Here is a 19,127-nt window from a genome sequence, read left to right as displayed (position 1 = left end):
CGGTAGTACGGCCCCCGGGACCTGCCTCGCCGAGCCGGTCCGCGACCCCTCAGCCGGAGTCGGCGTCGAACCGCAGCTTCGAGGTGATCCGGTAGCGGTCACCGCGGTACACCGAGCGGGTCAGCTCGACGATCCGGCCGGCGGTGTCGCGGGTGACCCGCTCGACCTGCAGGATCGGCGCGTACACCGGGACGTCCAGCAGCTCGGCCTGCTCGGGGTTGGTCACGGCCGGTTCCATCGTCTGCTCGGCCTCGGCCACGGTGATCCCGAACCGCTCCCGCAGCAGCCGGTAGAAGTTCCCGGCCTCCATGTCGGCCGGCGCCAGCCCGGGCACGAGCTCGGCGGGCAGGTCGAGGCGCTCGATGGCGATCGGCTCGTCGTCGACGTAGCGCACGCGCGTCACCCGCAGGACCGGCGCGCCACCGGCGACCTCCAGCCGTGCGGCGCGCGGGGCGCTCGCCGGCGCCGTCGTGAACGCGACGACCTCGCTGGTCCAGTTCCCCTCCGCCGGCGGCACGCCCAGGCCCGCGGCGCTGCCGGCGAGCTCCTGGGTGACCTTGTGCGGGCTGGTGAACGTGCCGCGGCCGCGCTGGCGGACCAGCAGACCGGTGCGGGTCAGCTCGTCGATGGCCGCGCGGACGGTCGGGCGGGAGACACCCAGCTCCTGCGCCAGGTCGCGTTCCGAGGCCAGCCCGGTGCCCGGCCCCGCCTTCTCGATCACGTTCAGCAGGTGGCGGCGGACCCGGTCCCGTTTCGCGGTGGGCGGCCGGTCGGGTCCGAGCGCGTCTGCGGTCAAGTTCTCGGCTTTCGGAGTGCGGGGAGCCCGCCCGGGAACCGGACGCGCTCCTTCGGCAGGGCGTTCAGCGCGCGCAGCAGATCCAGGTGACCGGCCAAGCGGGCTTCGAAGTCAGCATAGTCGCGCGGGCCCGGGGACCAGGCCGACTCGGCGAGCGCGCACAGCCGCGGGAAGGCCAGCTGCCGCACGTGGTCGGGGGTCGGCGCGTGCTCGGTCCACAGCTGCGCCTGCGTGCCGATGACGCCGGGCCGGCCGCCGTTGTCCGGGTCGGCGGCGGGCAGGTTCCCTTCGAGCGGGTCGTAGGCGTGGACGTCGGCCAGGGTGGTGACGAGCTCGCGCGGCGGCTCGCCCGGCCCGTCGGTCTGCGGGTAGTCGAAGTAGGTCGACGTGTGCGGCGCCATGATCACCTGATGGCCGCGGGCGACGGCCTGCGCGCCGTGGGCGGCGTCGCGCCAGCTGGCCACGGTCATCGCCGGCGGCAGGGTGCCCGGCGAGCGGCCCGTTTCGTCCCAGCAGACCGACTGCCGGCCCAGCTCGCCGAGGAACCCGTGCAGCTCGCCGAGGAACCAGGCGTGCAGCTCGGCGGTGTCCCGCAACCCGAGCGCCTGCGCGCGGGCGAGGGCGGCGGGCGCGGTCTCCCACTGCGTCGTCGGGCATTCGTCCCCGCCGATGTGCAGGTGCCGCGAGGGGAAGATCTCCGCGGTCTGCGCCAGGACGTCGCGGCAGAAGTCCAGAGCCTCGTCGTGCATGCCGAGGATGTCGGGGCTGATGCCCCACTCGGTCCACACCGGCAGCCGCCGCCGCGGGTCGTTGCCGAGCTCCGGGTAGGCGGCCAGCGCCGCCCGGACGTGCCCGGGCAGGTCGACCTCCGGCACGACCCGCACGCCGCGGGCGGCCGCGTGGCCGACCAGCCCGCGCAGCTCGGCGCGGGTGTAGAACCCGCCGTGCGGGACGCCGTCGAAGACCGTGCTGCCGGCCGCGCCGACCATCGACTCGCTGCGCCACGCGCCGACGTCGGTCAGCTTGGGGCGGCCGTCGATCTCGAGCCGCCAGCCCTGGTCGTCGGTGAGGTGCAGGTGCAGCACGTTGTACTTGTGCAGGGCGATGAGGTCGACGAACTCGTGCAGGAAGCCCAGGGGCATGAAGTGCCGGGCGACGTCGAGCAGCACCCCGCGCCAGGCAAGCCGCGGCCGGTCGCGGATCCGCAGGCACGGCCAGCGGTCCGGGCCGAGCTGCCGCAGCGTCTGGACGCCGTGGAACAGCCCGGCTTCCGCACTCGCCACGAGCGTCACGAGGTCCTCGGTGACGTCCAGCTCGTACTCTTCCGGCCCGAGCCCGGGCCGCAGCGACAGCCGGATCTCCGCGCCGTGGCCTACGCCGACGAAGCCGGTCAGGAGGTCGGCCGCGCGTCCGGCACCGGGACCGGCGACGACGCGCACGCCGCCGTCGAGCGCGAAGAAACCGCTGTGCCGCACCAGTTCCACGGGCCGGGGGATCAACGAGAGCACTAGCCCTTCACCGCGCCCGCGGTCATGCCCTCGACGAGGTGGCGCTGGACGAGCGCGAAGAACACGACCACCGGCAGCGCGAACAGCGTCGACGCGGCGATCAGGCCGCCGTAGTCAGTCCCGGTGCTGGTGCTGAACGAGACCAGCCACACCGGCAGCGTGTAGCCGGACTGGTCCTTCATGATCACGTAGGCGAACAGGAAGTCGTTCCAGGCCGTGATGAACGCGAACACGCTGGTCGCGATGAGCCCCGGCAGCACGAGCGGCAGCAGCACCGAGCCCATGATGCGCCCGCGCGTCGCCCCGTCGACCATGGCCGCCTCCTCGAGCTCGACCGGGATGCCGTGCAGGAAGCCCCGCAACGTCCAGATCGTGAACGGCAGCACCAGCGCCACGTAGGTGAGGGTGAGCCCGAACAGGTTGTTGAGCAGGTGCGCGCTCTTGAGGCCGAGGAACAGCGGGATGACCAGGGCGGGCACCGGCACCATCTGCAGGATCAGCACGCCGATGAGGAAGCTGCGGCGGCCGAAGAACCGGAACCGCGTCAACGCCGTCGCCGCGAGGAACGCCACGACGATCGCCAGCAGGACCACCGACACCGTCACGACGACGCTGTTGAGGAGGTCACGGGTGAAGCCCGGTTTCGCGAGCGCGTCGGCGAAGTTGCCGAGGGTGAAGTGCACCGGGAGGAACTGCGGCGTCGGGCTCAGGATGTCGCCGCGCGGCTTGAAGGCCGTGTTCACCATCCAGTAGACCGGGAACACCCACACCAGGCAGAACAGCGTCGCCATGGCGTTGGTCCCGATCCGGCGTCCCCGCATCACAGGTCCTCTCCCGTTCGCACCAGCCGGCGCACGTACACGATGGTCATGGCCAGCAGCAGCAGGACCGAGACGACGGCGATCGCCGCGCCCTGGCCGAAGGAGTTGGTGCTGAAGGCCCGGGTGAACGTCCAGATCCCGAGCGTCGTCGTGCCCTGGCTGGGGCCGCCCTGGGTGAGGATCCAGATCTGGTTGAACACGGTGAAGTCCCAGATCACCGAGAGGATCGTGACCAGGCCGAAGATCGGCTGCAGGAACGGCCAGGTGATCGTCAGGTGCACCCGCCACGGCCCGGCACCGTCCAATGTGGCCGCTTCGTAGTACGAGCGGGGGATCTGCGTCAGCCCGGCGTGCAGGGTGAGCGCCACGAACGGCACCGACTGCCACACCACCAGCAGCCAGACGAGCGTGAACGCCGACGCCGGGGTCGTCGTCCAGTCGTGCTGGGTGAAGTCGCCGAGGCCCAGCTGCGACAGCAGCCAGTTCACCACGCCGTAGCCCGGCTGGAAGAGCCACTGCCAGACCAGGGTGGACGCCACGTTCGGCAACGCCCACGCCGCGATCAGGCTCATCGTGACGGCGACCCGCATCCGGGGCCCGAGCCGCCGTAGCATCAGCGCGACGCCGGTGCCGATCACGAGCGTCCCGGCGACGAGCGCCACGCAGAACCCGACCGTGCGCAGCAGCACCGGGACCAGCTGGTCGTCGCCGAGCACCGCGGCGTAGTTGTCCCAGCCCGCCCACCCGGCCGTGCCGGTGAACAGGGCGCGCAGGCCGTACTCCTGGAACGAGATCAGCAGCAGCCGGACCAGCGGGTACCCCAGCACCAGCCCGAGGACGACGACCGCGGGCAGGAGCAGGCCGTAGGGCAGCAGCGGACGTCGTCGCTTCCGCCGCGGCGCGGGCCGCGGTGCCACGACCGGCGCGGGTCGCTTCAGGACCTTCACGGCGTTCCTCCATCAAGGTGGGTGGGACGCCCGCGGTCAGGGGACGGCAGTCCACCGCGGACGTCCCACCCGGTCACGGGGCGGCGTTGAGCGCTTGGCCCAAGTGGGCGTCGAAGTCCCGCGCCGCGTCGGCCACGGACTTGCGGCCGGTCGCGATGTCGGCGAAGAAGGTGTTGACGGACTTGTCGCTCTCGATGGTCGCCCAGCCCGGGGTGGCCGGCGTGGCGCCGCTCGACTTCGCGGCGGCGTAGAACGCGGCCCGGATCGGCGGCAGCGTCGGCGTCACCTGGTCGATGATCTGCGGTGACACCGGCGTCCAGCCGTCGATGCCGACGATGGCGTCCCGCTGGACGGCCGGGCTCGCCGCGGCCTTCAGGTAGGCGAGCGCGAGGTCCTGGTTCTTGCTCTTCGCCGCGATCCCGAGGTCGGACCCGCCGAGGAACACCGGCTGGCTCTTGCCCGGCGTCGCGCTGGGGAAGGGGAACGTGCCGAGCCGGTCCTTCAGCTCGGGCTTGTTCTTCAGCACGGTGTTCACGCTGGTGTCGAGGATGGCCCCGGCGCCACCGGCGGCGAACATCGCGGCCTGGTCGGGCGCCTTGGTGTCGACGTTGCGCGACGCGGGCGTCGAGTAGGCGGCCTGGAAGTCCTTCCACGCCTGGAGCCCGCGCTGCGCGGCCGGCGATTCGAGCGCGCCGGCCCACTTGCCGCCGGACTCGGTGGCCAGCTCGCCGCCCGCGTCCCAGACGAACTGCAGCGCGCCGTACCAGTACTGCCCGGGGAAGTGGAACGCGGAGAAGCCCGGCTCCGGGTGCTTGGCCTTGATCTTGTCGAGGTCGGCGGTGAGCTCGGCGAACGTCGTGGGCGGCGCGGCGACCCCGGCGTCGGCCCAGAGCTGCTTGTCGTAGATCACCGCGCGGTTGCCGGCGAACAGCGGCGCGGCGTAGATCTTTCCGTCCACAGTGGCCGGTGCCGCCAGGCCGGGCAGCCAGGTCTGGCCGGCGGCGAGGTCGTCGCGGTGCCCGGTGAGGTCGGCCAGCGCGCCGTTGGCGGCGAACAGCGAGACGTCGGTGTTGCCGATCTCGATCACGTCCGGCGTGGTGTCCTGCGCCAGCGCCGTGCTGATCTTGGTGTTGATGTTGTCCCACTCTTGGATCTGCACGGTCACCTTCGCGCCGGTGGCCTTCTCGAACGCGGCGTTGATCGCGGCGGTGGCCTGGTCGCTCAGGTCACCGTTCATCAGCCACACGGTGAGCTGCCCGCCACCCGGCGCGGCGGCCGGTCCGGCCGAGGTGCCGCAGGCGGTCAGGGCGAGAGCGAAGGTGAGCGAGCCGGCCACGGCGGCCAGGGAGCGTCTGTTCACGGGGGCAACCTCCTCGGGTGGTGAGGAGCTTGCAGGTGACCATTGGTAAAGTCAACGAAGTTAGGTCGTTTGGTCTAGACCTTGCTGTTTCTTGACGTGCAGGTCCCGGCGTTGCGTCGGCTGGTGACCATTGGTCACTTCTGGGGATGTTGCGGCCAGGCACCGCGGCCGATGAGGTGCAGGACGAGCGCCGAGACGTTCCACGCGTCGTCGTCCCCGCGGTGGTGCCGGCCCTCCAGGGGCAGCCCGGCCATGGCCAGCGCGCGGTCCATGCCGACGGGCCGGGCCAGGCGGTAGGCGCGCGCGAAGCGGGCCTTCGCGTTGAGGTGACGCAGGCCGAAGGGGTAGGTCGCCGGGTCGGCCGCGCACTGGCGCTCGAACTGACGGCGGTCGTAGTCGCCCCAGCTGGCCCAGCCGCGCCGGGTCGTGGCGTGCTCGGCCGCGAGGATCCGGCACGCCTCGGCGAAGCTGACGCCGGCGTCGACGTCGGCCTGGGTGAGCCCGGTCAGCTCGGTGCAGAAAGCGCCGACGGCCGAGCGCTCCGGACGCACCAGGATCCGGTGCCGGTCGAGCCGAGCCCGCCGCGCGGGGTCGACGACGGTGAGGCCGATCTCGATGATCTCGGAGGCCTCCCCGGCCGGCGGCTCGCCGGCCCAGCACGTCGCCTCGACATCGACGACGTTGAGCAGGGAAGCCACTCCCGCAGCGTATCGGGCGGCCGGCAGGGACGGCTCGGGGTTCCGGGACCGGGCCGCATGGTCTGGGGACAGGCCGGCTGCCCGCCCGGTGGAGTCGCCGGCCGGGGCCATGAGGTCGGAATCGCCTGGCGGATTACCGGGTCACCGCTTGCGCCGTCGTGGTCCGAGGCGAGCCGCCGCGGCTTGCGTCAGACCGCCGGTACCCCACGAGCAGCCGCCCGGGCGGCCGCGGCGTCGCGGCGTTCCTCGAAGCGGGATGCCTGGGCGTTGAGCGTCTTGAGGAAGTCCGCCAGTTCCTGGCGCGCGGTCTCGCCGACCTCGCCGAGGCCCGTCAGGTCGAAGATCTTCCAGTAGCGCAGCAGCGGCATCACGACGTCGTCGTGGTGGATGCGCAGGTCGTAGATGCCCGCCTTGGCGATCAGGGCCGCCTTGCGGACGAAGCTGGGGATGACCGCGCCGGGCATCGCGAAGTCGAGGACCTCGTCGGTGATGGCGCGGACCATGGCGTCGGGGGAGATCTCCAGCGCGGCCTTGACCAGGTTGCGGTAGAAGACCATGTGCAGGTTCTCGTCCGTGGACACCCGGGCGAGCAGCTTCTCGGCCAGCGGGTCCTGCGTGTAGCGGCCGGTGTTGCGGTGCGACAGGCGCGTCGCGAGCTCCTGGAACGACACGTACGCGCAGACGTGCAGCAGCGGCTTGTCGCCGGTCTCGTAGCCGGCCTGCATGGTCTCCATGCGCATCCGCTCGAGCTCGACCGGGTCGACCGCGCGCGTCACGAGCAGGTAGTCGCGGATGGCGATGCCGTGGCGGCCCTCTTCGGCGGTCCAGCGGTGGACCCAGGTGCCCCAGGCGCCGTCGCGGCCGAAGGCGCGCTCGATCTCGCGGTGGTAGCTGGGGAGGTTGTCCTCGGTGAGGAGGTTCACCTCGAGCGCGGTCCGGGCGATCGGCGTGACCCGCGACTGCTCCGGGTCCCACGCCTCCCCGCCGAGGTCGGCGAAGTCACGCCCCTGGCTCCAGGGGACGTACTCGTGCGGCATCCACTCCTGGGCGGCCGTGAGGTGGCGGTTGAGGTTTTCCTCGACCGTGCCCTCCAGCTCGAACATCAGGCGCGTGCTTTCGGGGACCGGCATCACGAACGTCCTTCCGTCACCTACGCGACCGTAACTTACGGTGCCGTAGGTAATGGCAACGTACGCGGGCCCCGGACGGTTCCCGGCACTGGATATCGTGAACGCGGCGGGGGGACGAACGGGAGGGGGCCAGGTGGCGGAACGGACGCGGCCGGGGGAGCGCCAGCCGAGCCTGGCCGATGTCGCGGGCCTGGCCGGCGTGTCGCACATGACCGTCTCCCGGGTGGTCAACGAGAGCGGGCCGGTGCACCCGGACACCCGCGCGCGCGTGCTGGCCGCCGTCCAGAAGCTCGGCTACCGGCCCAACTCGGCCGCCCGGACGCTGGTCACGGGCCGGTCCGGCACGCTCGGCGTCGTCGCGCTGGAGTCCAACCTCTACGGCCCGGCGAGCACCCTCTACGGCATCGAGAACGCCGCCCGCGAGGCCGGTTACGGCGTCGCGATCTGCAGCGTCAGCCGTCCGGGAAGGTCGTCGATCGGCGACGCGGTGGAGAACCTGCGGCGCCAGGCCGTCGAGGGGATCGTCGTCATCGCCCCGCACGTGACGGCGGGGCGTGCCCTGGCGGCGGCGCCCGCGGACATCCCGGTCGTCGCGGTCGGTGGCGGCGAGGGCGCGCCGGTCCCGGTGATCTCCGTCGACCAGTACGACGGCGCCCGTCGCGCGACCGAGCACCTGCTGGCCCTGGGGCACACGACGGTCTGGCACCTGGCCGGACCCGAGGACTGGCTGGAGGCGCGCGACCGCGAACGCGGCTGGCGCGAGACCCTCGAACGCCACGACCTGCGGGTCCCCGACGTCGTCCGCGGCGACTGGAGCCCGCGCTCGGGTTACGACGCCGGCCGCGCGCTCGCCGGGGTGCGCGGGCTCGGCGCCGTCTTCTCGGCCAACGACCAGATGGCGCTGGGCCTGCTGCGGGCGTTCACCGAGGCGGGCCTGCGGGTCCCGGCGGACGTCCAGGTCGCGGGCTTCGACGACGTCCCCGAGGCGGCGTACTTCTCCCCGCCGCTGACCACGGTCCGCCAGGACTTCATCGAGGTCGGCCGCCGCACGTTCGGGCTCCTGGAGACCCGCATGGCCGGCGGCGAGATCGGTGCGCGCCACCTCGTGCCCGCGGAGCTGATCGTGCGCGAGAGCACCGGCCCCCGCTGACCCCGGCCCTCACGACCTGCGTCCGTCCGCACTACCGACCGACCTCCGGCTTGATCCATCCTGGTGTCGTATCTTGACCGCTTCTGTTGAGGTTCCCTAGCGTTCGTGTTCGATTCTGCGTGAATCCGACATTCTGGTTCACCGTCGATCCAGGAGGACCTCGCCATGCGCACCGCCCGGACGCTGTTCGCCGCCCTGCTTTCGGTCGTCTTCGCGCTGGCCGGGGTGCTCGTCCCGCAGCAGGCGTCGGCCGCGCCGCCACCGAAGGCCGCCCACACCGTCACCTACGACGGCTACTCCTTCCTGGTCGACGGGACCCGCACCTACCTGTGGTCCGGCGAGTTCCACTCCTACCGGCTGCCCAGCCCCGACCTGTGGCTCGACATCTTCCAGAAAATGAAGGCCGCCGGCTTCAACGCGACGTCGCTCTACTTCGACTGGGGCTACCACTCGCCGCGCCAGGGCGTCTACGACTTCAGCGGTGTCCGCGACCTCGACAAGCTCCTCGACATGGCCCAGCAGGCCGGGCTCTACGTCATCGCGCGGCCCGGCCCCTACATCAACGCCGAGGTCGACGGCGGTGGCTTCCCGACCTGGCTGTCCACCACCCCCGGGCACACCCGCAGCGCCGACCCCGTCTACCTGAAGTACTCCGACGAGTGGCAGACCCAGATCGACCGGATCATCGCGCGGCACCAGCTGACCAACGGCACCGGCAGCGTGCTCGCCTACCAGGTCGAGAACGAGTACTACAACGGCGACGCCGACGGCCGCGCCTACATGAAGCACCTGGAGGACAAGGCCCGCGCCGACGGCATCACGGTTCCGTTGGTGGGCAACAACAACGGCACCTTCAACGCCGGTGAGGCCGCCCTCGACGTCGACGCCGCCGACTCCTACCCGCAGGGCTTCGACTGCTCGAACCCGGAGAAGTGGAACGGCGTCCCGGACATCAGCTACGACCACGTCCCCGGGAAACCGCTGATCACGGCGGAGTTCCAGGGCGGCGCGTTCGACCCGTGGGGCGGGCCCGGCTACGCGAAGTGCGCCCAGCTGATCAACGACAAGTTCGCGAACGTCTTCTACAAGCAGAACATCGCCGTCGGCGCCACCGGCCAGAGCTTCTACATGCTGCACGGCGGCACGTCCTGGGGCTGGAGCGCGATCCCGCAGAACTACACGTCCTACGACTACGGCGCGGCGATCACCGAAGCCCGGCAGTTCGACCCGAAGTACACCGAGGACAAGCTGATCGGCTACTTCACCCAGTCCGTCGCGCCGCTGACGAAGACCGAGGGCCTCGCCGCGGCGCCGCTGACCGACCCGGCGCTCACCGACACCGCCCGGATCAACCCGGACACCCGCACCCAGTTCCACACCCTGCGGCACACCGACTCGACGTCGAACGCGAAGAACACCACGAGCCTCTCCCTCGACCTCGCCGCGCGCGCCGGTTACAGCTACGACGACCGCGCGACCGAGGTCGGCTACACCGGCACCTGGACGCACGCCGGGCCCGAGGTCGACTACACCGGCGGCGACTACCAGCACACGGAGTCGTTCTCCGAGGTCACCGGCGACAGCGTCAGCATTCCGTTCACCGGCACCGGGATCCGCTGGGTCACCTCGAAGGACCCGAGCCACGGCATCGCCGACGTCTACCTCGACGACGTCAAGGTCAGCACCGTCGACCTCTACGCGGCGAGCAAGCAGAACCAGGTCACCGGCTACGAGGTGCGCGGCCTGCCCGCCGGGGCGCACACGCTCAGGATCGCCGTGACCGGGCAGAAGAACGCGCAGGCGACCGGGCCGTTCGTCGTCGTGGACGCCGTCGACCTGCTCTCGGCGAGCACCGACTACTACCCGGTCGTCCCGCAGCAGCCCGGCACCGGCCTCACGCTCGACGGGCGCCAGTCCAAGATCGTCGTCGCCGGCTACGACCTCGGGCAGACGCGGATGCAGTACTCGACGTCCGAGATCATGACGTCCGCGACGATCGGCGGCCGCGACCTCGCGGTGCTCTACGGCGACCACGGCGGGCCGGGTGAGACCGTCCTGCGGTTCGCCCAGCAGCCCAAGGTCCAGGTCCTCGACGGCGCGGCCACCTCCACCTGGGACGCCGCCCGCGGCGACCTGCGGCTGAACTACACCCACGACGGCCTGACCCGGGTGCTCGTCAGCGCCCCGGGCAAGCGGCCGCTGCTCCTGCTGCTCGCGGACAAGGCGACGGCCGGGACGTTCTGGCGCCAGGACACCGCGGCCGGGCCGGTGCTCGTGCGCGGCACCGACCTGCTGCGCACGGCGACCGCCCGGCCGGGCTCGCTCGACCTGACCGGCGACACCGGCACCGACGGCGCGTTCGAGGTCTTCGGCGCCGGGAACGTCACTTGGAACGGGCAGCCGGTGAACACCCGGCCGACGGCCGGTGGCGGCCGCACGGGCCTTCTGCCGACGGCGAAACCGGTGACCCTGCCCGCCCTGACCGGCTGGAAGCACCAGCAGGAGTCGCCGGAGAGCGCGCCGGGCTTCGACGACTCGGCGTGGCCGGTCGCCGACAAGACGACCAGCAACAGCAGCACCGCCGTCGGCACGAAACCGGTGCTCTTCGCCGACGACTACGGCTTCCACACCGGCAACACCTGGTACCGCGGCCGCTTCACCGGCGACGGCAAGCAGACCGGCATTACCCTGAACAGCCAGAGCGGGGGACCGGCGGGCGCCTTCTCGGCGTGGCTGAACGGCGTCTTCCTCGGCAGTTCGACGACCCAGCAGCACACGTTCCCCTTCCCGGCCGGTGCCTTGCGGCCGGGGGACAACGAGATCTCGGTCCTCACCGTGAACATGGGGCACGAAGAGGACTACGGCGCGGCCAACGGCAGCAAGGCCGCGCGCGGCCTGACGTCGGCGCGGCTGACCGGGTCCGCGCTGACGTCGGTGACCTGGCGGCTGCAGGGCGTCCGGGGCGGGGAGCAGGGCCTCGACACCGTCCGCGGCCCGCTCAACACCGGCGGCCTGTACGGCGAGCGGGCGGGCTGGTCGCTGCCCGGATTCCCGGACGCGGCGTGGAAACCGGCCACCCTGCCGGCGACGGACAGCACGCCGGGCGTCTCGTGGTACCGGACCACCGCGAACCTCGACCTGCCGCGCGGCCAGGACACCTCGCTCGGCCTGACGATCACCGACGACCCGGGGCGGCAGTACCGGGCGCTGCTGTTCGTCAACGGCTGGCAGCTCGGTCAGTACGTCAACTACCTGGGGCCGCAGCACAGCTTCCCGATCCCGAACGGGATCCTGAATCCCAACGGCCGCAACACGATCGCCGTCGCGGTGTGGAACCTGGACGGCAGCACGGACGGTCTTGGTGCGGTGACGTGGACGAACTACGGGTCGCACCGCTCGCCGTTGGTCGTGCGGCAGAACGCGTCGCCGGGTTACGACGGCCGGTACGCGATGCCTGCGGCGCCGACGGCCGCGGTCTCGCTGTCGGTGCCGGACACCGCGACGGCGGGGCAGTCGTTCACGGCGTCGGCCACCGTCCGGGTCCCGGCGGGCGCACCCCCGGCGTCGGACGTCCGGCCGGTCCTGACCGCGCCGGCCGGGTGGACGGTGGGCGCGGCGTCCCCGCCGTCGGTCGCGCGGATCGACGGCGGCGCCTCGGCGACGTTCACCTGGCCCGTCACCGCACCCTCCACAGTGGACACGGCGGCGCTGGCGGTGCGCGTCGGCTACCGGCAGGCCGGGCGACCGGGGAGCGTGACGGACGAGCGGATCGTCGGCGCGGTCCCGGCCGCGCCGCCCGCAGGGCAGGACGCCGTGAGCGACCTGCCGTTCCTGACCGCGGCCAACGGCTGGGGCCCGGTGGAGCGCGACACGAGCAACGGCGAGGCGAACGCGGGCGACGGCAAGCCGATGACGATCGCCGGGACCGCGTACGCGAAGGGCCTGGGCGTCCACGCGCCGGGCGACGTCCAGCTCTACCTGGCCGGCGCCTGCACCCGCTTGACCGCCTCGGTCGGCGTCGACGGCGAAGTCGGCACCGCGGGCAGCGTCAGCTTCAGCGTCTCGGTGGACGGCACCACGCGGGTGACCACGCCGGTCGTGCGCGGCGGCCAGGCGGCGGTCCCGATCGACGTCGACGTCACCGGCGCGCAGGTCCTGGACCTGCAGGTGACCGACGGCGGCGACGGCAACGGCAACGACCACGCGGACTGGGCGCAGCCGGTGCTGACCTGCGTCACGCCGCCTGTTCGGTGAGGACGGGCGCCTGGCGCAGCGAGTACGTCGCGCGGACCGCCCGGCGCTCCTTCCATAGGTGGTACAGCGCCAGCCCGAAGATCACCGTGCCGATGACGTTCGCGATGAAGTGCCACCAGACGCGGTAGGTGGTCAGGCCCGGGCCCGGGTCGATCAGGCCGAAGAACGTCGACAGGCCGATCGCGCGCGAACCGAACGCGACCGACACCGTCAGCGCGAGGTGCTCCAGCCCGTGGATGCCCTGCATCCAGACGCCCATCTTGCCCCAGCGGTGCGCCTGGGTCTTCGTGGCGCGGCGGGTGATCACCATGACGCCGGCCAGCCCGGCGAGGAAGATGAAGTTCCCGGTCAGGTGCAGCAGTTCCATCCCGAACGTCGGCCGGTTCGGCAGCACCATCTGCAGGCCGTTGGCCAGGCCGGTGCCCCACGGCGTCATCCAGGACGGCGAGTTCGGGTGGCCGAGCCAGTACCCGACCTGGGCGACGTGCTCCTGGAGGTGCCCGAGCTGCCCGATCACCCCGACGCCGATCAGCGCGACCGAGCCGCGGTAGACCCACGGGCGCACCGGCCCGCGGTTGGCGTAGGCCAGGACACCGACGGCCGCCCACATGGCGAGCGCCCACAGCACGATCAGTATCGCGCCGGCGGTGTCCCACCCCGACATCGACGACATGGGCATGGTCATGACGGCCTCCAGTTCCCCCGGTCTGGATCAGAGACTAGCCGGACGGCGGCAGCCGAACTTCTTCCACCGTGCCCCCGCGAATCGGGCAAACCGTTACAGGGCAACGCTTTCCGGGTCACGACAGGACAAGCCGGACGGCGAGCGCGGTGATCACCGCACTCGACGCGAGCGCCGTCACGAGCCGGCCGCGCGGCCCGGTCAGAACCCGCCCGAGCAACGCCCCGCCCCCGGCGAGGAGCGCTTGCCAGCTCGCCGACGCGGCGAACGCGGCCAGCACGAACACCGCCTGGTCGAGGGCGGTGACGGCGGTGCCGGCCCGGTCGCCGACGACCAGCGCGGTGAAGTAGACGACCGTGGTCGGGTTGACCAGGGTGATCCCGAGCAGGCTGACGTACGCGCGCCCAGCGCCGAGTTCCTTCACCGGCCGGTTCGCCGCCGGCCCGCGACGCAGGGCGTGCACCGCGCCGCGAATGGCGAGCACGATCAGGATCGCCGCCGAGACCAGCTTGAGCGGCTGCGCGATCGGCGTGATCACCCCGGCGACGGCGGCGCCGCCGAGGACCGCCACCAGCGCGTACACGCCGTCGGCGGTCGCGACGCCGAGCGCGGCGGCGAGGCCGGTGGTGAGCGACGTCCGGGCGGTGAGCGCGACGAGGTAGGTCGCCACGGCACCGACGGGGATGGCGATGCCGTAGCCGGCCAGCAGCCCGGCGACCAGCGCGCCCGTCACGACGCGAGCGGGTCGGACCTCCGCGGCCGGCACGGCTGCTGCTGAACCGGCGCGGCGATCGCGGCGACGGTCGGCAGAAGCGGCATGCGGTGCGTGGTCATGGCGCAGATGGTGCCGCCGATCCGCCGACGACGGCAACCGCTTTTCGCAACTGCCACCCACAGCGGCCACCCGCTGCCCGCAACGGCCAACGCGCCACCCACAACGGCCAACACGGCAGTGTGTTGGCCGCTCCGGAGGCTGGTTCGGCTTCAGCCGGTGGGCGCGCGGAGGCTGTGCTTCAATCGGCCGGAAGCACGGTGACGCGAGAAAGGGCTTTCACGCATGCGGGTCGACCTCAGTGGGAAGACAGCACTGGTCACCGGGTCCACCCAGGGCATCGGGTCGGCGATCGCGAAGGGGCTGGCCGCCGCGGGGGCGCGGGTCGCGATCAACGGCCGCGGCTCCGACAGCGTCCAGGCCGCCATCACGCGGCTGAAGCAGGAGCTGCCCGACGCCGACCTGGTCGCCGCCCACGGGGACGTCTCGGAGGAGGCCGGCGCGGCCCAGGTCGTCGAGGCCGTGCCCGACGCCGACATCCTCGTCAACAACCTCGGCATCTTCGGCGCCCAGGAGCCCCTCGAGATCACCGACGCCGACTGGCGGCGCTACTTCGAGGTCAACGTCCTCGCCGCTGTCCGGCTCACGCGCGCCTACCTGCCCGGGATGACCGAGCGCGGCTGGGGCCGGATCCAGTACATCGCCAGCGACTCCGCGATCGTGATCCCGGCCGAGATGATCCACTATGGAGTGTCGAAGACGGCGCTGCTCGGCGTCTCCCGCGGGTTCGCCAAGCACGCGGCCGGCACCGGCGTCACCGTCAACGCGGTCATCGCGGGCCCGACGCACACCGGCGGCGTGGAGGACTTCGTCCACGAACTGGTCGGCAAGGACCTGCCGTGGGACGAGGCCCAGCGCGAGTTCATGAAGAAGCACCGGCCGCAGTCGTTGCTGCAGCGGCTGATCGAGCCCGAGGAGATCGCGAACCTGGTGGTGTACCTGAGTTCGACGTTCGCGTCGGCGACCACCGGCGCGGCGGTCCGCGTCGACGGCGGGTACGTGGACTCGATCGTGCCGTGAGTGGGTTGCCGGGGTACCCCGCGCGGGGGTCGCCCGGTCGAGCGCGCCGCCTGTCGGGATCCGGTCGAGTGGTTCATGATCATCGGTATGGAGCAGACCAGGACACCAGTGGCCGTACGGCGGGTGCTCTTCGGAGCGGTGATGGTCGCGGCCTTGGTGGCCGCCGCCTGGATAGCGCTCTGGCTGGCCATGCACCTCTGACGGGGCCGCCGCCGGGAGGCACCCGGCGACGGCGGACCGCTACGGGGTGACGGTGATGTTCGTCAGGCCGGACGTCGCGTTCGTGACCGTGTTCGACGCGTACACCACGTTCGGGTTGGCCGCGCACTTCGAGACCGAGCTGATCTTGATCGCGTAGGCGCCGACCCCGCCGAGGTCGGACTTGTTGTTGCGCCAGACGTTGCCGCAGCCGTTGTCGAACGACGGTGACGTGCTGGTGTTGTGGTTCTCGTAGCCGTTGGCGAACACGCCCGGCGGGGCGAACGTGCCCGTGTTGTTCTCGATCGTGTAGCCGATGCCCTTGACGTCGATCCACGAGTCCGCCGAGTTCTCGCCGGAGATGCCGCGGCCGTCGAAGGTGTTGCCGCGGATCAGCCCGCCCGTGGTGCCTTCCTTGACGTCGATCGGCTCGGCCGCGATGAACGGGCCGATGTGGTTGTCCAGCACCTGGATCCGGTCGCCGCGGTCGACGCCGCCGGAGTTGCCGTGGCAGGCCCAGTTCGAGTTGGCCGAGCCGAGGTAGACGCCCTCGCCGTAACCCGGCTGCACCAGGCCCGTGTAGGTGATGGTCGAGTTCTTCAGCACGCTGTCGGCCGACGAACGCCGGAAGTGCACCGCCTCCTCGTCGACGTGGTTGACGTTCACGCCGTCGATCGTCGTGTGCGGCGAGTTGTCGACGACGATGCCCTTCTTCGCCTCCTGCACGGTGAAGCCGGTCAGGTTCCAGTACGGCGCGCCCGACAGCCACAGGCCGTAGCCGGAGTCCCAGCCCGCGGTCGGCACCGGGCAGTCCGGCGCGTCCCCGCTCGGGCCGTCGTTGATCAGGATGGCGCCGGCCGGGCCGGACAGCGTGATCGGCTTCGCCGCCGTGCCCGCCTTCGTCGTGACGAACGAGCCGCGGTACGTGCCGGCCGCGAGCTTGATCGCCTGCCCCGGCGCCGCGTTCGCCAGCGCGGCCTGCAGCTGGGCGGCCGTCGAGACGTTCACGGTGTCACCGCTCGGCGGCGCAGTGGTCGTCGTGGTCGGCGGTGGCGTGGTGGTCGTCGTCGGGGTCGTCGGCGTGGTCGTGACCGGGCCGCCGCCGGCGCACGACGCGCCGTTGATCGTGCACGCGGCGGGCACGCCGGCGCCGGCGACGTTGAAGCCGAAGTTCGCGGTGGCGCCGGGCTTGACCGTGCCGTTGAACCCGGCGTTGGTGAACTTGTAGTGCTGCCCGCTCTGCGTCTTCACCGAGCTCCACGAGCTGCTCACCGACGACCCGGCGGGCAGGTCGAACTCGACGGTCCAGCCGGTGGAAGCCGCGTCGCCGCGGTTGGCGATCGTGTACTCGCCGCCGTATCCGCCGGTCCAGACCGAGGTCTGCGCGAAGGTGGCGGACAGGTTCGCCGCGGCGGCCTGCGCGGGGCCGCCGCCGCTGAGCGCGACGGCGGCGACAGTGGCGGCAACGGTTGCGGCGCCGAGGAAAGCGGCACGGCGGAGCGGACTTCGTCGGGACACCCGTGACCTCCGGGAGAGGGGTTACAGCGGAGGTGTTGCGGCGTACACCCGGACTGTCCCTTTATAGGTCACGGATGTGACATGCGTCAACAAACTGAACGCTCATCACGGATGTGAACGACTACCCCGTGACGCTCGGCGAGCCGGTCTCGATGTGCCCGCTGAACCGGCGCAGGAACTTCGGGTCGGCGTCGAGCGTGGCCGAGAGGTCGTACCAGCCGGACCCGTAGCTGACGGCGTTCCAGTCGTCGGTCACCGTCTGGCCCGCGGCCAGCGCGTACGTCCACGGCCCGTCGGTGCGGTAGTGGTTCGCGGTCACCGTGACCTTGACGGCCGTCGTGCCGCCGTTGCGCAGGGTCAGCCGCAGCTTGTGCTCGGCGGTGTAGCCCGCGGTGACGTCGACCCCGGCGCCCGCGCTGTTCGCGTCCCCGGCGAAGACCCAGCGGAACCGGTTCGGCCCGTGCACCGCGACGCCGTACTTGCCGCCGCCGTAGGCCTGGATCCGCCAGGTGTCGCTGACCTGCTTGCCGGCGGCGACGTCGTAGCCCCACGGGCCGTCGGTCTGCCCGTCGTTGCGGTACGCGGTGAGCTGGACGGCCGCGGTGCCCTGGTTGGCGAACGTCGTGGTCAGGATCTGGTGGTCGGCGCTCAGCGACGTCGTCACGAGCGGCTGGTAGGGGAGCGCGCGGGCCGGGCGGGTGCCCGCTTCCTGCACCGGCGCCTGCTGCTTCCCGGTCGCCGGCGGCGCGGGTTTCGGCAGCTTGCGCTGGGTGTCGTCGGCCTGCTTGCGCAGTGCCGCGGTGTCGGGTAGCAGCGGGATCCGGACGTCGGCGGTGCCGAAGTCGAAGCAGCTCGTCAGGTCACCGCACAGCGCCCGGCGCCACGCGCTGATGTTCGGCTCGGCGACGCCGGTCCAGCGCTCCAGGAAGCGGATCACGGACGTGTGGTCGGCGACCTCCGAGCTGACCCAGCCGCCGCGGCTCCACGGCGAGATCACCGTCATCGGCACCCGGGCGCCGAGCCCGATCGGCTGGCCGCCGACGTACTCGCCCGCGGTGCCCGACGGCGCGATCGGCGGGGCGACGTGGTCGAAGAAGCCGTCGTTCTCGTCGTAGTTGATCAGGACCACTGTGGACTCCCACAGCTTCGGGTTGGCCCACAAGGCGTTCAGCACGGTCTGGGTGTACGCGGCGCCGTCGACCGGCCGCGCCTCGGGGTGTTCGCAATAACCGTAGGGCGCCACGATCCACGAGACGCGGGGGAGGGACCCGCTCGCGCAGTCGGCGGTGAACTCCGACAGGACGTGGTTGACGTCCTTGCCCTTCCCGGAATCCGGGCCCCAGGTCTTGAAGACACTGCCCCGTTTGGACAGTTCGCTGGCGTAGTCCTGGTGGTAGGCCTTGAACAGCCAGAGCGGGTTGTCGCCGTAGTCGCCGACGAACGAGCCGCCCGCGTCGCCGACCTCCTTGCTGGCGTACACCTTCCACGAAACCCCGTGCTGCTGCAGGCGTTCCGGGTAGGTCGTCCAGCTGAACACCGGCTTGTAGTCGGCCGGGTTGTAGTTCGCCGGGCCGCCGGCCTTGCCATCGGCGTCGATCGTGCCGGTGAACAGGTAGAGCCGGTTGGGAGTGGTCGGGCCCTGCACCGAACAGTGGTAGTGGTCGCAGACGGTGAACGCGTCGGCCAGCGCCCGGTGGAACGGGATGTCGCCCTGGCCGAAGTACCCCATGGTCATCTCGCCCTTGGCGGGGACCCAAGCGTTGTTCGCGCCGCCGGCGATGGCCTGGTGCTGATCGGCCCAGCCGTGGCCGAGGTCGCCGAGGTCCTGACCGTCCACCTTGGACGTGTCGACGCGGAAGGGCAGCAGGTACTTGCCGTCGGTGCGGCCGGAGTCGGGCTGGTGGAAGACGTCCTGGCCGTTCGGCTGCACGATCGCCGAGCGGTCGCCGAAGCCGCGGACGCCCTTCATGGTGCCGTAGTAGTGGTCGAACGAGCGGTTCTCCTGCATCAGGACCACGACGTGCTCGACGTCGGACAGGCTGCCGCTCGCGCGCGGTTCGGCGAGCGCCTCAGCCATGCCCGGCGGCAGGGCGCCGAGGGCGCCGGCGGCGGCGACACCGCCGAGGAAGCTGCGGCGGGTGAGTCCGGAACGGTGCGGGTCGGCCATCACAGGAGCCTCCAGGGGGACCTCGGCAGGGCAGCGGGGGTCAGCC

The 19,127-nt window shown here is 71.7% G+C and carries 15 protein-coding genes; 4 read left to right on the top strand and 11 right to left on the bottom strand.

Going from position 1 to position 19,127, the window contains the following annotated elements; translation table 11 throughout:
- Window positions 1-49 precede the first annotated feature (49 nt).
- The 7 genes from MUY22_RS40700 to MUY22_RS40670 all read right to left on the bottom strand — a co-directional run bounded on the left by MUY22_RS40700 (window position 50) and on the right by MUY22_RS40670 (window position 7,260).
- The gene (locus tag MUY22_RS40700; RefSeq protein WP_247052510.1) at window positions 50-796 is read right to left on the bottom strand and encodes a GntR family transcriptional regulator; all 747 of its coding nucleotides are present in this window, start codon (window positions 794-796) and stop codon (window positions 50-52) included.
- A complete protein-coding gene (locus tag MUY22_RS40695) occupies window positions 793-2,304 on the bottom strand; it encodes a beta-N-acetylhexosaminidase (RefSeq protein WP_256474936.1) in 1,512 nt (503 codons plus the stop codon). Before MUY22_RS40695 ends, MUY22_RS40700 begins: the two co-directional genes overlap by 4 nt.
- Entirely contained in the window at window positions 2,304-3,125 is an 822-nt protein-coding gene (locus MUY22_RS40690) for a carbohydrate ABC transporter permease (RefSeq protein WP_247052508.1), read from the bottom strand. The genes MUY22_RS40695 and MUY22_RS40690 overlap by 1 nt, the downstream gene beginning before the upstream one ends.
- Window positions 3,125-4,072 carry a carbohydrate ABC transporter permease gene (locus MUY22_RS40685; RefSeq protein ID WP_247052507.1) on the bottom strand — a complete coding sequence of 316 codons (948 nt, stop codon included), beginning with the start codon at window positions 4,070-4,072 and terminating at the stop codon, window positions 3,125-3,127. The genes MUY22_RS40690 and MUY22_RS40685 overlap by 1 nt, the downstream gene beginning before the upstream one ends.
- A 73-nt stretch (window positions 4,073-4,145) precedes the next feature.
- Entirely contained in the window at window positions 4,146-5,432 is a 1,287-nt protein-coding gene (locus MUY22_RS40680) for an extracellular solute-binding protein (protein WP_247052506.1), read from the bottom strand.
- A 134-nt stretch (window positions 5,433-5,566) separates the two neighbouring features.
- Complete coding sequence (locus MUY22_RS40675) at window positions 5,567-6,130, bottom strand: 3'-5' exonuclease (RefSeq protein ID WP_247052505.1); 564 nt, start codon at window positions 6,128-6,130, stop codon at window positions 5,567-5,569.
- Between the two features lie 188 nt (window positions 6,131-6,318).
- Complete coding sequence (locus MUY22_RS40670) at window positions 6,319-7,260, bottom strand: acyl-ACP desaturase (RefSeq protein WP_247052504.1); 942 nt, start codon at window positions 7,258-7,260, stop codon at window positions 6,319-6,321.
- Between the two features lie 133 nt (window positions 7,261-7,393).
- Here MUY22_RS40670 and MUY22_RS40665 point away from each other — a divergent pair, with 133 nt between their 5' ends.
- Both MUY22_RS40665 and MUY22_RS40660 read left to right on the top strand, forming a co-directional pair.
- A complete protein-coding gene (locus tag MUY22_RS40665; protein ID WP_247052503.1) occupies window positions 7,394-8,410 on the top strand; it encodes a LacI family DNA-binding transcriptional regulator in 1,017 nt (338 codons plus the stop codon).
- A 165-nt stretch (window positions 8,411-8,575) separates the two neighbouring features.
- A complete protein-coding gene (locus tag MUY22_RS40660; RefSeq protein WP_247052502.1) occupies window positions 8,576-12,664 on the top strand; it encodes a beta-galactosidase in 4,089 nt (1,362 codons plus the stop codon).
- Here MUY22_RS40660 and MUY22_RS40655 read toward each other — a convergent pair.
- Window positions 12,645-13,349, bottom strand: coding sequence for a DUF6008 family protein (locus MUY22_RS40655; RefSeq protein WP_247052501.1), 705 nt, complete (start codon window positions 13,347-13,349; stop codon window positions 12,645-12,647). The genes MUY22_RS40660 and MUY22_RS40655 overlap by 20 nt on opposite strands.
- A 115-nt stretch (window positions 13,350-13,464) precedes the next feature.
- Window positions 13,465-14,079 (bottom strand): LysE family transporter, encoded by a 615-nt coding sequence (locus MUY22_RS40650; RefSeq protein WP_247052500.1) that lies wholly within the window; start codon window positions 14,077-14,079, stop codon window positions 13,465-13,467.
- Window positions 14,080-14,403: 324 nt separating this feature from the next.
- Here MUY22_RS40650 and MUY22_RS40645 point away from each other — a divergent pair, with 324 nt between their 5' ends.
- Entirely contained in the window at window positions 14,404-15,198 is a 795-nt protein-coding gene (locus MUY22_RS40645; protein ID WP_247052499.1) for an SDR family NAD(P)-dependent oxidoreductase, read from the top strand.
- Window positions 15,199-15,273: 75 nt separating this feature from the next.
- Window positions 15,274-15,399 (top strand): hypothetical protein, encoded by a 126-nt coding sequence (locus MUY22_RS49575; protein WP_256474935.1) that lies wholly within the window; start codon window positions 15,274-15,276, stop codon window positions 15,397-15,399.
- Between the two features lie 39 nt (window positions 15,400-15,438).
- Here MUY22_RS49575 and MUY22_RS40640 read toward each other — a convergent pair whose 3' ends face one another.
- A complete protein-coding gene (locus tag MUY22_RS40640) occupies window positions 15,439-16,914 on the bottom strand; it encodes a cellulose binding domain-containing protein (RefSeq protein WP_247052498.1) in 1,476 nt (491 codons plus the stop codon).
- A gap of 121 nt (window positions 16,915-17,035) precedes the next feature.
- The gene (locus MUY22_RS40635) at window positions 17,036-19,081 is read right to left on the bottom strand and encodes a phosphocholine-specific phospholipase C (protein WP_247052497.1); all 2,046 of its coding nucleotides are present in this window, start codon (window positions 19,079-19,081) and stop codon (window positions 17,036-17,038) included.
- Window positions 19,082-19,127: the final 46 nt, after the last annotated feature.

Source organism: Amycolatopsis sp. WQ 127309, from assembly GCF_023023025.1.
Classification (GTDB): domain Bacteria; phylum Actinomycetota; class Actinomycetes; order Mycobacteriales; family Pseudonocardiaceae; genus Amycolatopsis.
The sequence above is the reverse complement of the archived record's forward strand: the minus strand, read 5'-3'. Positions and strand labels throughout refer to the sequence as shown.

Bases quoted from the DNA above. Each gene is read 5' to 3' on its own strand.
- MUY22_RS40645 (WP_247052499.1), top strand. From the start codon at position 14,404: ATGCGGGTCGACCTCAGTGGGAAGACAGCACTGGTCACCGGGTCCACC.
- MUY22_RS40670 (WP_247052504.1), bottom strand. From the start codon at position 7,260: ATGCCGGTCCCCGAAAGCACGCGCCTGATGTTCGAGCTGGAGGGCACG.
- MUY22_RS40660 (WP_247052502.1), top strand. From the start codon at position 8,576: ATGCGCACCGCCCGGACGCTGTTCGCCGCCCTGCTTTCGGTCGTCTTC.
- MUY22_RS40690 (WP_247052508.1), bottom strand. From the start codon at position 3,125: ATGCGGGGACGCCGGATCGGGACCAACGCCATGGCGACGCTGTTCTGC.
- MUY22_RS40655 (WP_247052501.1), bottom strand. From the start codon at position 13,349: ATGACCATGCCCATGTCGTCGATGTCGGGGTGGGACACCGCCGGCGCG.
- MUY22_RS40635 (WP_247052497.1), bottom strand. From the start codon at position 19,081: ATGGCCGACCCGCACCGTTCCGGACTCACCCGCCGCAGCTTCCTCGGC.
- MUY22_RS49575 (WP_256474935.1), top strand. From the start codon at position 15,274: ATGATCATCGGTATGGAGCAGACCAGGACACCAGTGGCCGTACGGCGG.